The 12,854-nt window shown below is 62.2% G+C and carries 13 protein-coding genes; 5 read left to right on the forward strand and 8 right to left on the reverse strand.

The window, feature by feature from the left end; translation table 11 throughout:
* Nucleotides 1–108 precede the first annotated feature (108 nt).
* The 3 genes from trmFO to NP503_RS27690 all read left to right on the forward strand — a co-directional run bounded on the left by trmFO (nucleotide 109) and on the right by NP503_RS27690 (nucleotide 2,450).
* Nucleotides 109–1,518, forward strand: coding sequence for a methylenetetrahydrofolate--tRNA-(uracil(54)-C(5))-methyltransferase (FADH(2)-oxidizing) TrmFO (gene trmFO, locus NP503_RS27680; protein ID WP_127269100.1), 1,410 nt, complete (start codon nucleotides 109–111; stop codon nucleotides 1,516–1,518).
* A 3-nt stretch (nucleotides 1,519–1,521) separates the two neighbouring features.
* Nucleotides 1,522–2,088: a hypothetical protein gene (locus tag NP503_RS27685; RefSeq protein WP_127269101.1), complete on the forward strand. Its 567-nt coding sequence runs from the start codon at nucleotides 1,522–1,524 to the stop codon at nucleotides 2,086–2,088.
* A gap of 68 nt (nucleotides 2,089–2,156) precedes the next feature.
* The gene (locus NP503_RS27690; RefSeq protein ID WP_164748858.1) at nucleotides 2,157–2,450 is read left to right on the forward strand and encodes a type II toxin-antitoxin system ParD family antitoxin; all 294 of its coding nucleotides are present in this window, start codon (nucleotides 2,157–2,159) and stop codon (nucleotides 2,448–2,450) included.
* Between the two features lie 11 nt (nucleotides 2,451–2,461).
* On the opposite strand, the gene NP503_RS27695 is transcribed toward NP503_RS27690, so the two are convergent.
* The 6 genes from NP503_RS27695 to yajC form a co-directional block, all read right to left on the reverse strand.
* On the reverse strand, nucleotides 2,462–3,412 hold the full coding sequence (locus NP503_RS27695; protein ID WP_206517173.1) for a sterol desaturase family protein: 951 nt from the start codon (nucleotides 3,410–3,412) through the stop codon (nucleotides 2,462–2,464).
* The gene (locus NP503_RS27700; protein ID WP_127271503.1) at nucleotides 3,412–3,846 is read right to left on the reverse strand and encodes a hypothetical protein; all 435 of its coding nucleotides are present in this window, start codon (nucleotides 3,844–3,846) and stop codon (nucleotides 3,412–3,414) included. Before NP503_RS27700 ends, NP503_RS27695 begins: the two co-directional genes overlap by 1 nt.
* Nucleotides 3,847–3,922: 76 nt before the next feature.
* Nucleotides 3,923–4,765, reverse strand: a complete 843-nt coding sequence (locus NP503_RS27705; protein WP_164748857.1) for a phytoene/squalene synthase family protein — start codon at nucleotides 4,763–4,765, stop codon at nucleotides 3,923–3,925.
* A 1-nt stretch (nucleotide 4,766) separates the two neighbouring features.
* Nucleotides 4,767–5,159 (reverse strand): Mth938-like domain-containing protein, encoded by a 393-nt coding sequence (locus tag NP503_RS27710; protein ID WP_127271505.1) that lies wholly within the window; start codon nucleotides 5,157–5,159, stop codon nucleotides 4,767–4,769.
* Nucleotides 5,160–5,184: 25 nt separating this feature from the next.
* On the reverse strand, nucleotides 5,185–7,734 hold the full coding sequence (secDF, locus tag NP503_RS27715) for a protein translocase subunit SecDF (RefSeq protein WP_127273192.1): 2,550 nt from the start codon (nucleotides 7,732–7,734) through the stop codon (nucleotides 5,185–5,187).
* 51 nt (nucleotides 7,735–7,785) lie between these two features.
* The gene (yajC, locus tag NP503_RS27720; protein WP_127270542.1) at nucleotides 7,786–8,124 is read right to left on the reverse strand and encodes a preprotein translocase subunit YajC; all 339 of its coding nucleotides are present in this window, start codon (nucleotides 8,122–8,124) and stop codon (nucleotides 7,786–7,788) included.
* A 276-nt stretch (nucleotides 8,125–8,400) separates the two neighbouring features.
* Here yajC and NP503_RS27725 point away from each other — a divergent pair, with 276 nt between their 5' ends.
* On the forward strand, nucleotides 8,401–9,276 hold the full coding sequence (locus NP503_RS27725) for an ATP-binding protein (RefSeq protein WP_127272750.1): 876 nt from the start codon (nucleotides 8,401–8,403) through the stop codon (nucleotides 9,274–9,276).
* 39 nt (nucleotides 9,277–9,315) lie between these two features.
* On the opposite strand, the gene NP503_RS27730 is transcribed toward NP503_RS27725, so the two are convergent.
* Nucleotides 9,316–10,134, reverse strand: coding sequence for an AraC family transcriptional regulator (locus NP503_RS27730; RefSeq protein ID WP_127273191.1), 819 nt, complete (start codon nucleotides 10,132–10,134; stop codon nucleotides 9,316–9,318).
* A 112-nt stretch (nucleotides 10,135–10,246) separates the two neighbouring features.
* Between NP503_RS27730 and NP503_RS27735 the strand changes: the two genes are divergently transcribed.
* Entirely contained in the window at nucleotides 10,247–11,137 is an 891-nt protein-coding gene (locus tag NP503_RS27735; protein ID WP_127267603.1) for an NAD-dependent epimerase/dehydratase family protein, read from the forward strand.
* Nucleotides 11,138–11,250: 113 nt separating this feature from the next.
* Here NP503_RS27735 and NP503_RS27740 read toward each other — a convergent pair whose 3' ends face one another.
* Nucleotides 11,251–12,762, reverse strand: a complete 1,512-nt coding sequence (locus tag NP503_RS27740; protein WP_127267602.1) for a peptidoglycan DD-metalloendopeptidase family protein — start codon at nucleotides 12,760–12,762, stop codon at nucleotides 11,251–11,253.
* Nucleotides 12,763–12,854: the final 92 nt, after the last annotated feature.

Here is a 12,854-nt window from a genome sequence, read left to right on the forward strand (position 1 = left end):
CCCCCGGCGGGTGTTGTCGTTTTCAGGAGGCGCTCCCATCAGCAGCTGTTTGCCCCGCACCGCGCACGGCAATTGCAATCGCCGCACCAAGCGATTATTCCGGCGCTCATGAGCAAAAACCCCATCCATATCATCGGCGGCGGCCTCGCCGGTTCCGAAGCCGCCTGGCAGGCAGCGCAGGCCGGCGTTCCGGTCATCCTGCATGAAATGCGGCCCGTTCGCGGCACCGATGCACACAAGACCGACAGCCTGGCCGAGCTCGTCTGTTCCAATTCCTTCCGCTCCGACGATGCCGACAACAACGCAGTCGGCCTGTTGCATGCCGAAATGCGGCTGGCCGGCTCGTTGATCATGAGCGCCGGCGACGCCAACCAGGTTCCGGCCGGCGGCGCGCTGGCCGTCGATCGCGACGGGTTCGCCGACGCAGTGACGAAAAAGCTCGAAGCACACCCGCTGATCACCATCCAGCGCGAGGAAGTGCCTGGTCTGCCGCCGGCGGATTGGGACCAGGCGATCGTCGCCACGGGCCCATTGACCGCCCCCGGGCTTGCCCAGTCGATCGCGGAAGCGACCGGCGCCGATGCGCTCGCCTTCTTCGACGCCATCGCGCCAATCGTCCATTTCGACACGATCGACATGGATACCTGCTGGTTCCAGTCGCGCTACGACAAGGTCGGGCCAGGCGGCACCGGCAAGGACTACATCAATTGTCCTATGGACAAGGACCAGTACCTTGCCTTCGTGCAAGCGCTGGTCGACGGCCAGAAAACCGAATTCAAGCAATGGGAAGGCACGCCCTATTTCGACGGCTGCCTGCCGATCGAGATCATGGCCGAGCGCGGCGTCGAGACGCTGCGCTACGGGCCGATGAAACCGATGGGGCTGACCAACGCGCACAATCCGACCGTAAAGGCCTATGCCGTGGTGCAGCTGCGGCAGGACAATGCGCTGGGCACGCTCTACAACATGGTCGGTTTCCAGACCAAGTTGAAGCATGCCGAGCAGGTGCGGGTGTTCCGCACCATTCCGGGTCTCGAAAACGCCGATTTCGCCCGCCTCGGCGGCCTGCACCGCAACACCTACATCAACTCGCCGACCTTGCTCGACGCTTCGCTGCAACTGAAGTCGCGGCCCGGCCTGCGTTTCGCCGGCCAGATCACCGGGTGCGAAGGCTATGTCGAAAGTGCCGCGATCGGTCTGCTTGCCGGCCGCTTCGCCGCAGCCGAGCGTCTCGGCCACTCACCGTCCCTGCCGCCGCTGACCACGGCCTTCGGCGCCCTGCTCAACCACATCACCGGCGGCCACATCGTCTCCGATGACGAACCGGGAAAGCGCTCCTTCCAGCCGATGAACGTCAATTTCGGCCTGTTCCCGCCGGTGGAGGCGCCGAAGACCGAAGGCAAACGCATGCGCGGCAAGGACAAGACCGTTGCCAAGCGCCATGCGATCACGTCGCGTGCGCAGGCTGATTGCCGAGAATGGCTAGGGCTGCCGGCACAAGCGCAAGCCGCCGAGTAGTCCATGGCCAAGCACTCCGAGCTGCACCAGCTTCTGCCGTCGGACCTGCCGCCGAGTGGCGAACCTTTCGCCGGCGACTACGAAATTTGCTGGAGCATCTATGTCAGATGCACCAACCTGCGGAAGCTGCGCGAAGTTCATATACCCGCTATCGAGGCGCTAATAGGTCAGCCTCACGGGGGCCAAGGTTGGCTGTACGAAAATGAAAATTACAATGAGAACCGCGATCGAAGCTTGAAGAGAATCATTGCCGTTCAGCCTGTCGAAGGTCCCTACAATGACCGGCTAATTCTGGATTTCATGAAAGCGATCTATTCGCTGTCATCCTTCTGGGCGATCCAAACCCGTCTGGATCCCTCACATCCTCATGGCGTCTACCTCAGTGCACGATTCACGCAGGAGGCTCCCAGCTCGGAGGCGCCGGCTATCGTCGACGCGCTGGTTGAGTTCGAAGCCAATTTTACAGATTTGGGGGGCCGTGAATTCGGCCGGCATTTCGGCACAACTCGGCGCATTAGCGCCACCATGCCGGATGGTTCGGAAGCCGGCCGGGCGAAACCCAGGCGCTAGGACCTCATCGTTGGCCGCACGGATGAAGCAGGATACAATCCTACTTGCGGTCCAATGGGAGCCGTTCCATGGAATTCGCCGAGAAACTTTCTGTCACAGTCACGCCAGCAATGGCCCGCCTTATCCGCCAAAAAGTCGAAGACGGCTCTTTCGGCTCGGCGAGCGAAGTCATCCGCGCGGCGCTCCGGGCCTTCCAGCGCGAGGAAGAGGAGCATGCCGAGCGCCTAGCCGCGATCCGGGCCAAGATAAAGGCTTCGATCGAAGATACGCGTCCCGCTGTTCCGCTGGATCACGCCATCGCGCAAGTGACGGAACGAATCGCGCAATTGGCGTACGACAGCGATGACGACGGACCCTCCTGACATAAGAAGTTCTACTCGGCGGGCTCGCCACCCACGCTTGGCAATCCCGGCTTCCCCGCCTCAGCAGGATTTCGCCTGACATAGGCAGCCTTCAAACTCTCCGAAGTCTCGCGCGAGCCGTCATGGCTCCACCCTGGCGGCTTGATCAAGTAGTTGATGCGGTCGCGCACCGTCAGCCTTGGCACAAACGCATCCCTGAACATGCCGATCCATTCATGGAACGCCACTTTCAGTGGATTGAAGGTGCCGAGGTTCCTGACGATGCCATAGCGCGGCCGGTCTTCTTCCAACTCTCCGACGAAGGTGCCGAACATGCGGTCCCAGATGATCAGCGTGCCGGCATAATTGGCGTCGAGATAGCGCGGATTGGTGGCGTGGTGGACGCGGTGGTGTGAGGGCGTGTTGAAGACGAACTCGAACCAGCCCCACATCTTGCCGATCGTCTCGGTGTGGATCCAGAACTGCCAGACGAGGTTGAAGCCGAAGGTGAAGGCAATCACCGCCGGATGGAAGCCAAGCAGCACCAGCGGCGCCTGCAAAACGAACATGAAGGTGAACAGGCCGGTCCAGTTTTGCCGCAGCGCCGTCGATAAATTGTAGTGCTGGCTGGAATGATGGTTGACGTGTTCGGCCCACACCCAGCGCACCCGGTGCGCGATACGGTGATAGACGTAGTAGCGCAAATCATCGAGCAGGAAGGCGGCCAGGAACACCCAGACCGACAGGCCGAGATTGAAGATGCGGAACTGCCAGAGCCACAGCAACGCCCAGTAGGACACGACGCCAAGCAGCAGCCCGGCAACGACATTGCCGGTGCCCATCATCAGGCTGGTCAAGGTGTCGCGCGTTTCGAACGAACCCTTGGCGCGGCCGGTGCGCACCAGCCAAAGCTCGATCAGGATCGCGACCACGAAGAACGGAATGGCCAGTTGGGTGACTTGCGGGAAATTGTAGCTGTCCATCATGCGGCCGCCCCAGTGGAATTCGAACGTTGCTGCTCAAGCGCTTTCAGCAGGCCCTGCGCATCCGTTGAGCTGGCAAAGCGGAAGCGGCCGCCCTTCCAAGTGAAGTCGGCGAGCCGCAGCGAAACCGTGTTCGCCCCTCCGGCGTTCAAAACCATGACATCTTGAGGTGTGACGATGCGGGTCAAGAAGCAATCGCCGATGCCGTGAACGATGCCGATGCGCCCTCGCCCGATATCCAGAAACGCAGTCCTGGCATCCGCTGTCAGGCGGACTACCGTCGCGATCTCGTCGGGAAAATCCTCAGCGAATCGGCTCACCGCGCGATTGGCACTGCTGAGCGTCGCTATCTTGCTGCCGCCGGTGAAATGCACCGCCGCAACCGACAGCGCGATGCCGAAGGTAACGATCGCCACCAATATGGGTAAGCTCATTCATCTCCTCCGGGCCGGCCTGTTGTCTTCGGCAACAGTTTGGCGCGGGGACGTCTTAACACGATTGACGTTTACGTCAAAGCGCAGGCCAGCCCTTGCTCGCGCGACGCAGCAGCAGCCAATGCCGGCGCAAGGCCGACAGCCGCGCCACGCCTTCGAGCGGCGAACCATTCTCCATCTTGCCGAGGTAGGCACGTGACAGGGCGAGCGGCAGGAATGCCGGACGCAGCGAGACAGGCAAGGTCGGTGCGCCTTGCTCGAAGGCGGAAAGATGTTCCCGTGCCAGCGCCATCATCGCCGCCACCGCGCGTTTGGCGCCGGGTCCGCCATCACCAGCAATGAATTCTTCCGGCGACGATCCCGCCGCCGCCAAAATATCGGCCGGGACAAAACACTGTCCGCGCCGGCGATGCAGCGGCAACAGCAGCAACAGGCCGGTCATCGCCTGCGCACAGCCTGCCCTGCCCGCCAGATCGGCAAAGCGCGGCGCCCCGACGGGATCGAGCACCATCGCCGCAAGCTGGATGAGCGCGGCAGCAGTCTCGCCGCAATAGCCTTCCAGGTCAGTGCGCGACGGCATCGGGTCGTCATAGAGGTCGAAGATGCGTGCATCGAGCATGTTCTCGAAGGCCGGCTTCGGCAGGCCGAACGTCGCTATCGTGGCGTTCAAGGCTTCGGCTGTGGGATGGCCGGCGCCCGCTTCTCCGCCAGCGGCAATGACATCGCGCCACCATTGCAGCCTCACCTCGCCCGGCAGCGCTTCATGGATGCGATCGCGGATTCCTGCGATCTCGGCATTGAAGGCGTAGAGCGAAAACAGCGCGTCGCGCTTGTCGTCGGGCGCGTAGAGCGCGGTCAGATAGCGGTCATGGTCGGCGGCGCGCACCGCGTCCATGACGATTTTGGCATTCTGGGACATGTCAATCGACGGCGATGAGCGCGGCGGCCACGGCGCGCTCTTCCGCCAGAAGGACATTGTAGGTCCGTACCGCGGCACCGGTCGACATCGGGTCGGACGCAATGCCGGCAGCCTTCAGCGCGGCTCGCAGTGCGGCGGGCAATGGCCGGAGATCCCTGCCCATGCCGACCAGCAGGATCTCGACCTTGCCGGCCTCAGCCAGCAGCTTGTCGAAATCCGCCACCGTCAGCACCAGAGGATCAGCCGGTTCCCAGCCATGGATGCCGGATGGCAGGCACATGAGCGAACCGCGATGCGACATGTCGGCAAAGCGGAACCCGCCATTGCCATAGGCTTCGATCGGCGCGCGGCCCGGAAAATGCGCCTCGCGGATGACGATGCCTTTGCCGGTCACCGCTATACCCCTTCGGGGCGGCGCGTCAGGTCGCGACCGCCTTGCCGCCATTGACCGGCTTCTCCTCGTCGGCCGAAGCCTGCGGCCTCAGCTTGAACAGGATCAGCAACGGTGCGGCGATGAAGATGGACGAATAGGTGCCGAAGACGACGCCGAACAGCATGGCCATCGTAAACGAGCGGATCACCTCGCCGCCGAACAGCACCAGCGCCAGCAGCGCCAGGATCGTCGTCACCGAAGTCAGCGTCGTTCTCGACAGCGTCTCGTTGATGGCGTTGTTCAACAGCTGCGGCAGCGGCATGCGCTTGTATTTTCGCAAATCCTCTCGAACACGGTCATAGACCACGATCGTATCGTTCAGCGAATAGCCGATGATCGTCAGGATCGCCGCCAGCGATGACTGGTTGAACTCCAGTCCGGTGATGACGAAGAAGCCGAGCGTCATGACCACATCGTGCACCGTCGCCACGATGGCGCCGACCGCGAACTGCCATTCGAAGCGGAACCAGACATAGACCAGGATGCCAAGCAGCGCGATCAGCATGGCGATCGTGCCTTGCTTGGCAAGCTCGCCAGAAACGGTCGGGCCGACCACTTCGACGCGGCGGAAATCGTAATTGTCCTGCAGCTCGCCACGCACCTTGTCGATGACGGTCTGCTCGGCATTCTCGCCACCATCCTGCGTCCCGACGCGGATCAGCACGTCGTTCGGCGTACCGAACTGCTGCACCTGAACTTCGCCGATGTTGAGCTCGGTCAGCCGCGCACGGAGGTCGGCGAGGTCGGCATTGCCGCTCTTGGCCTGCACCTCGATCAGCGAACCGCCCTTGAAGTCGATGCCGTAATTGATGCCGACGGTCATGAACAGCACCACCGACAGGATCGACAGTGCGCTGGAGAGCGTGAAGGTCCAGCGACGGATGCCCATGAAGGGGATCTTGGTGCCGGGCGGAACGAAGGTCACCGGTGCCTTCGGCAATTCCTTCGGGCGAGCCCGGCGCAGCCAGATCGAGACCAGCAGGCGGGTGAAGGTGAAGGCGGTGAAGACCGTGGTCAGGATGCCGATGGCGTAGGTGATGGCAAAGCCCTTCACCGGCCCGGTACCGAGATAGAACAGCACCACGGTGGCGATCAGCGAGGTGATGTTGGAATCGACGATGGTCGCCAGCGCCTTGGTGAAACCGGTATCGATCGCCTGGATCACGGAGCGGCCGGCGCGTCGCTCCTCGCGAATACGTTCATAGATCAGCACGTTGGAATCGACCGCCATGCCGATGGTCAGTACGATACCGGCGATACCAGGCAAGGTCAGCGTAGCGCCAAGCAGCGAGAGCACGCCGACGATCATCGCCACGTGCACCGCCAGCGCGATGTTGGCGAGGAAGCCGAGGAAGCCGTAGGCGACGAACATGAAGGCGACGACGAGGATAGAACCGATGATGCCGGCGACCTTGCCGGCATGGATCGAATCCTGGCCAAGGCCCGGACCAACGGTGCGTTCTTCGATCACCGTCAGCGTCGCGGGCAACGCACCGGCGCGCAGCAGCACCGCAAGGTCGTTGGCGCTCTGGGCAGTGAAATTGCCGGAAATCTGGCCGGTGCCGCCGAGGATCGGCTCGCGGATCTGCGGCGCCGAAATCACCTGATTGTCGAGGATAATGGCGAACAGCTTGCCGACATTCTGCGCCGTGGCCTGACCGAAGCGCGCCGCTCCTTTCGAATCGAAGCGGAACGACACCACCGGCTCGTTGTTCTGCGAATTGTATGTCGCCTGTGCGTCAACGAGGTTTTCGCCCGAGACGATGACGCGATTTTCGATCAGATACGGAACCGGCGGATCGTCCTGCGAATACAGCACCGATGACCCGGCGGGCGGACGGCCATTGAGCGCGTCCTGCACCGGCATCGACTGGTCGACCATCTGGAAGGTCAGCTTGGCGGTCTGGCCGAGGATTTCTTTCAGTCTCTGCGGGTCCTGAAGACCCGGCACCTGGACAAGGATACGGTCGTCGCCCTGCCGCTGCACGATCGGTTCGGTGGTGCCGAGTTCGTTGACGCGGCGTTCGACCACCTCGATCGACTGCGTCAGCGCGGTCGACGTGCGGTATTTGATGCCGGCGTCGGTGACGTTGAACTTGAGCAGGCCGGGCTCGGAATCGTCGAGCGTCATTTCCTGGACGGAGCCGCCGGTGAACAGGCCGGCAGCGACCGGATCGGTCAGCGTCTTCAGCGCCGTCTTGGCGGCATCGATCTGGGCGGGATCGGTGATGCGGACCTGCAGGGTCCGCCCCGTGCCGGCAAGGCCGGTATAGCCGATCTTGGCGTCGCGTAGCAGCGTGCGGATTTCATCGCGCGTCGTCTCCAGCCGATCCTTGATCAGATCGTTCTGGTTCATTTCCAGCAGGATGTGCGAACCACCCTGCAGGTCGAGGCCGAGCGTCATCTGCCGCTTCGGTACCCAGCTGGGCAATTGCGCCAGCGTGCTGGCGGAGAACAGGTTGGGCGCGGCGAGGATCACTGTGATGGCCACGGCCACCCAGATCAGGATCATCTTGAAGCGCGAAAAATACAGCATATGGCGTCGTCCGTCAGAGCGTGTCCGCGGATCGCTCCGCCTAAAATTGGATTATTTCTTGGCGTTCTGGTTGGCCACCGGCTCGCCCTTGACGCGCACATCGGCGATCGTCGAGCGCAGCGCCGTCACCTTCAAGCCGTTACCGAGGTCGATCTCGAGCTCGTTGTCGTCGATCACCTTGGTCACCTTGCCGACGAAGCCGCCGCCGGTGACGACCGTGTCGCCGCGACGGACAGCCGCCAGCATCTCGCCGCGCTTCTTCAGCTGCGTGCGCTGCGGCCTAATGATCAGAAAATACATGATCACGAAAATCAGGACAAAGGGCAAAATGCTGATGAACATGTCGGGAGAAGCGCCGACGCCTTGGGCGTATGCCGGTGTCACGAACATCGAGGTACTCCTGATCTTTGAAAACAGCCGCCAATTTGGCGGCCCTTGAAATTTGGCCGGAATATAGTCGGTAAAGTTGTCAATGCAACTGCGCGGCCGGCCAAATCGGCTGCTTTTACGGCCTGTTGAGCCGTGTTAGAGCATGATCGCGAAAAGCGCGAGCCGGTTTCCGCAAAAGATTATGCTCTAACAAAAGGTTGCGACCGGTTTTGTATCAGGCGGAATCGGGCAGCTTCACGCCCCCAGACATCAAAAACGCGAAAACAAAAGACAGTCATGACCGACAGCAGCATTGAATCCCTGAACCAGAAACTCGACCGGCTGATCGAGGCGGTGAGCCGCCTTGCCCCGCCGCCGGTGCCCCAAACCGACCTCGGCGAGGCCGATTGTTTCGTCTGGCAGGCCGATCCCGGCTATCTGGAGCCGGTGCGCAGGGTTAACCGCGTCGACATCGGCCTGATCCGTGGCGTCGACCGCGTCCGCGACATCCTTGTCGACAACACCGAACGCTTCGCCGCCGGCTACCCAGCCAACAACGTGTTGCTGTGGGGCGCGCGTGGCATGGGCAAATCGTCGCTGGTCAAGGCCGTGCATGCCGAAATCAACGCCAGGACCAAGTCCGACCTGCCGCTGAAGCTGATCGAAATCCACCGCGAGGACATCGACACGCTGCCGAAGCTGATGGGATTGCTCAAGGCGGCCCCCTTCCGCTTCATCCTGTTTTGCGACGACCTCTCCTTCGACCATGACGACACTTCCTACAAATCGCTCAAGGCAGCGCTCGAAGGCGGCGTCGAGGGTCGGCCAGTCAATGTCATCTTCTACGCCACCTCGAACCGCCGCCATCTGTTGCCCCGCGACATGATCGACAATGAGCGCTCGACCGCGATCAACCCATCCGAGGCGGTCGAGGAAAAGGTGTCGCTGTCCGACCGGTTCGGGCTGTGGCTCGGCTTCCACAAATGTTCGCAGGACGAGTATCTCGACATGATCGATGGCTATGTCCGGCACCATGGGCTGGCAATCGATCCCGACACGCTGCGTGCCGAAGCATTGGAATGGGCGACGACGCGCGGCAGCCGCTCGGGCCGCGTCGCCTGGCAGTTCACCCAGGACCTGGCTGGACGGCTCGGCAAGCCACTGAGGGACTGACACGTTGGGTGGCGTCGCCAACGCCATCCAATGACAAGATCATTTGGGCTGCGCCCGGCGCAAATCACGCGGCGTTTGGCCGATCTCGCGGCGCATCCAGTGCGCCAGATGTGACTGGTGCGCAAAGCCCGTCAATTCCGCCACCTTGCTTGTGCTGAGATCGCCTCGCTGCAGCAGGGCGCGTGCGCGTTCGACGCGACGTCGCACCACGTAGCGGTGCAGGGTGACGCCCGTCGCCGCCTTGAACCAAGCCCGCAAGTGCGAGCTGCTCGCCCCGGCAACTCGGCTCAATCGCTGGATTGAAAGGGGCTCGTGCAAGCCAGCTTCGATATGCTCCAACACTCGCTTGAGCTGGGCATCTGACAACCGGTTTGTTCGCTCGACATCGGAATTCTCAAGACCGAGCAGCCTCACCGCCAGAGCGGCGCCAATGCTGTCGGCAAACAAAGATCCACTCGGTGAGTTTGCGCCGAGATCGCTCTCGAGTGCACGGGCGAGATGTTGGATGCGCTGATCACGAAGCAGATGACGTGTGTCGAGCGGCAACGCGCGCGCCTTGCCACCTAGCTCAGCCGCCACCCTTTCCATCAGGGCTGGTTGTAACGCGATCTCGATCGTGTCGAACGGGGTTTCGGTCTCGAAGCCGCCCTCTTGGCCAGCGGGCACCAGGTCAATATCGCCAGCGCGCCTCACGAAATATCGACCAACCTCATTGCAGTAGGAACGCGTCGCCGCGCTTGCATGCACCATGATGCGATGATGGGCCGCCCTGGAGAGACGATGGACGCCCGCTTCGATATGCCAGAAGGCCATTGTGACGTCGGGCGGAAATCGGGCCGGAACAGACTGCGAATGCATGCTCTCTCGCTTCCTGGCAAAACCTGTCCAAGAATTGGCAATTCCCGCGCGATTTTCAATGCCGGGGACATGTACCTACGCCTCTCCATCGAGCTTGGACGAGAGGTTAGCCATGAGTTTTTATGTAGTTGTCGGAGCAGGCCCGGTCGGGCACGAGACCGCGCGCCTTCTGGGCGAAGAAGGACATGACGTCGTTCTCACGAGCCGGAGTGTCGGCTCAAACGCGTTGCGGAACGTCCGGGCGGTGCAGGCCGATGCCACCGATGCCGTTGAACTGGCGCGTATCTGCCGAAACGCCGACGCCATTTTCATGTGTGCCATGGCCGCCTATCACCGGTGGCCGACCGACTTCTTCCCAATCATCGACGGCACCGTGCGTGCCGCGGAAGCGGTCGGCGCGAAGCTTGTGGTTCTCGGAAACCTCTATGGCTATGGGAAACATGCCGATAGCCCGCTTCACTCCGACCTGTCTCTGGATCCGACTTCGAAGAAAGGGACCGCCCGCACGATCATGTGGCAGCGGGCGGTCCGTGCGGACGTGCCGGCAGTCGAAGTGCGGTCCAGCGATTATCTTGGACATGGCGCGATCAGCTCTTTCTCACTGGTCGCGCTGCCCTCCATAATCGAGGGGAAGCCGACTGCTTTCATTGGAAACCTCGACGCGACTCATGCCTGGTCCTTCACGAAGGACGTGGCCAGGACGCTGGTCGCCGCTTCCCGCTACACGGGCAAATGGCGACGGGCGTTCCATGTTCCATCGCAACACGCCTCACCCCGGGAACTCATCCTGACGACGGCGGCAATGCTTCACCGTGAAATTCCAGAAACACGTTCCTATTCCATCCCCGAAATGGAAGCATTGGGCATGCATGAACTCATCGAGATGAGCTATCTCTTCGACAATCCCTTGCTGGTCGATTCCTCCGACGCGGAGACGCTTCTCGGAATCAAGGCCAGCGGCCTTGACGTCATGATCGCCGACACTCTGCGTGATCATCTTTGAAGCTTGAAGACTGGCGCGTCGCGTTGAAACTGAAAAAGCCCGCTCCTTTCGGAACGGGCTGAGCCGGCGGGCCGGACTGGAGGTCAGACGGCCCGCAAATTGCTTTTTTTCTTCTATTCGAGGTAACCCGAGGGATCGACCGGGGCCGAGTTCTTGCGCACTTCGAAGTGCAGCTTCGGCGAGTCCGTCGTGCCGCTCATGCCCGACAGCGCGATTTCCTGGCCGCGCTTGACCTTCTGGCCGCGCTGCACCTCGATCGAGCTGGCGTGGCCGTAGACGGTGACCAGGCCATTCTCGTGGCGCACCAGCACCGTGTTGCCGAATTCCTTGAGGCCGTCGCCGGCATAGATGACGACACCGTTCTCGGCTGCCTTGACCGGTGTGCCCGAGGGCACGGCGATGTCGACGCCGTCTTTGCCGGAGCCGAAACCGGAGATCACGCGACCGCGCACCGGCCAGCGCATCTTGCCGATGCCGGTGGCGTCAGGCGCGACGGCATCGTCGGCCTCGGCCTGCTGGATGACCTTCGAATCCTTCTTCGGCGGCGTGTAGGACGCCAGCGTTTCCGACGGCGTGGTCTTTGCCGCGGGCTGCGTCGTGGCCGTCGTCACCGGATCGACCTTGGCCGGTTTGGCGGCGGCGACGGTCGCGGTTCCACCCGCCGGCACCTTCAGGGTCTGGCCGATCTTGAGCAAGCCATCCTGCATGCCGTTGGCCTGCTTGATGGCAACGACTCCGACACCGGTTTTCCTGGCAATCGAGGAAAGCGTGTCGCCCGACTGAACCGTATAGGTGCCAGCTGCATTGGTCGCCTTGGCCGCGGCTACCTGCGGCTTGGGCTCCTTGGGCTGGCTCGCGGCGGCCGACGTATCGACCTGAGCGGTGGATTTGCCCTCCCTAGGCTTCGGCTGCTGCGGCAGGACGGCGACTTTGTCCGGCGCAGTGGCCGGCAGGTTGTGCTTGGTGTCTTTCGCCGGCTTGGCATCCGCGAGCTTCGGCTCGCTCTTGCTCGAATAGGCGTAGGCCGGGATGACCAGCTTCTGGCCGGTCTTCAGCCCCTTGGTCGCGCTCAGCCCGTTGACCTTCATGATCACGTCGGACGGCACCTTGTAGCGCTGCGCCAGGCCGCCGATCGTTTCGCCGTCCCTGACGACGATCTCGGTTGCATGCGGAGTGCCGGAAGCAGCCACGCGGGGTTCGTCAGGTTGCGAAACCTTGAAAGGCGATGCCACCGGGGCGACGGTGCCGGTCGTGGTCCTGTCGACATGCGGTGCGGGAGCCAATGCGGTGCGCACCGGCTTCGATACCGGCGCCACTTCGGGAGCCTGGGCAACGGGCGGAGGCAGCGGCCGCGTCGAGACCGGATCGAGGCTGGAGCGGCTGACCGACTGTGTATGGCTGCCATCGATCGGAGCGGCGGCGACATCGCCCGGATAAGGCTGCTGTACGGCATCCTGCTTGTTGATGATGGTGCGCTGATTGTTGGTCGAGGATGTAAAGACGTCGTCGACGCCATTGAACCGCGAAACTTGGGAACTGCACCCCGCAGCAGCACCCGCGACCATCAGTATGGCGCAGCCTCGCGCCAGATTGCGACCGCTTGTCTTCAAAACACTGAGTTGCATCGCACTAACCCGCACATACCCGGTACAAACTAGGCATGATTAAAGCGCGTTAATGTTACTCGACGGTTAACCCCATGGAATCCGGCGCAATT

This window comes from Mesorhizobium sp. SEMIA396, assembly GCF_024518615.1.
Classification (GTDB): domain Bacteria; phylum Pseudomonadota; class Alphaproteobacteria; order Rhizobiales; family Rhizobiaceae; genus Mesorhizobium.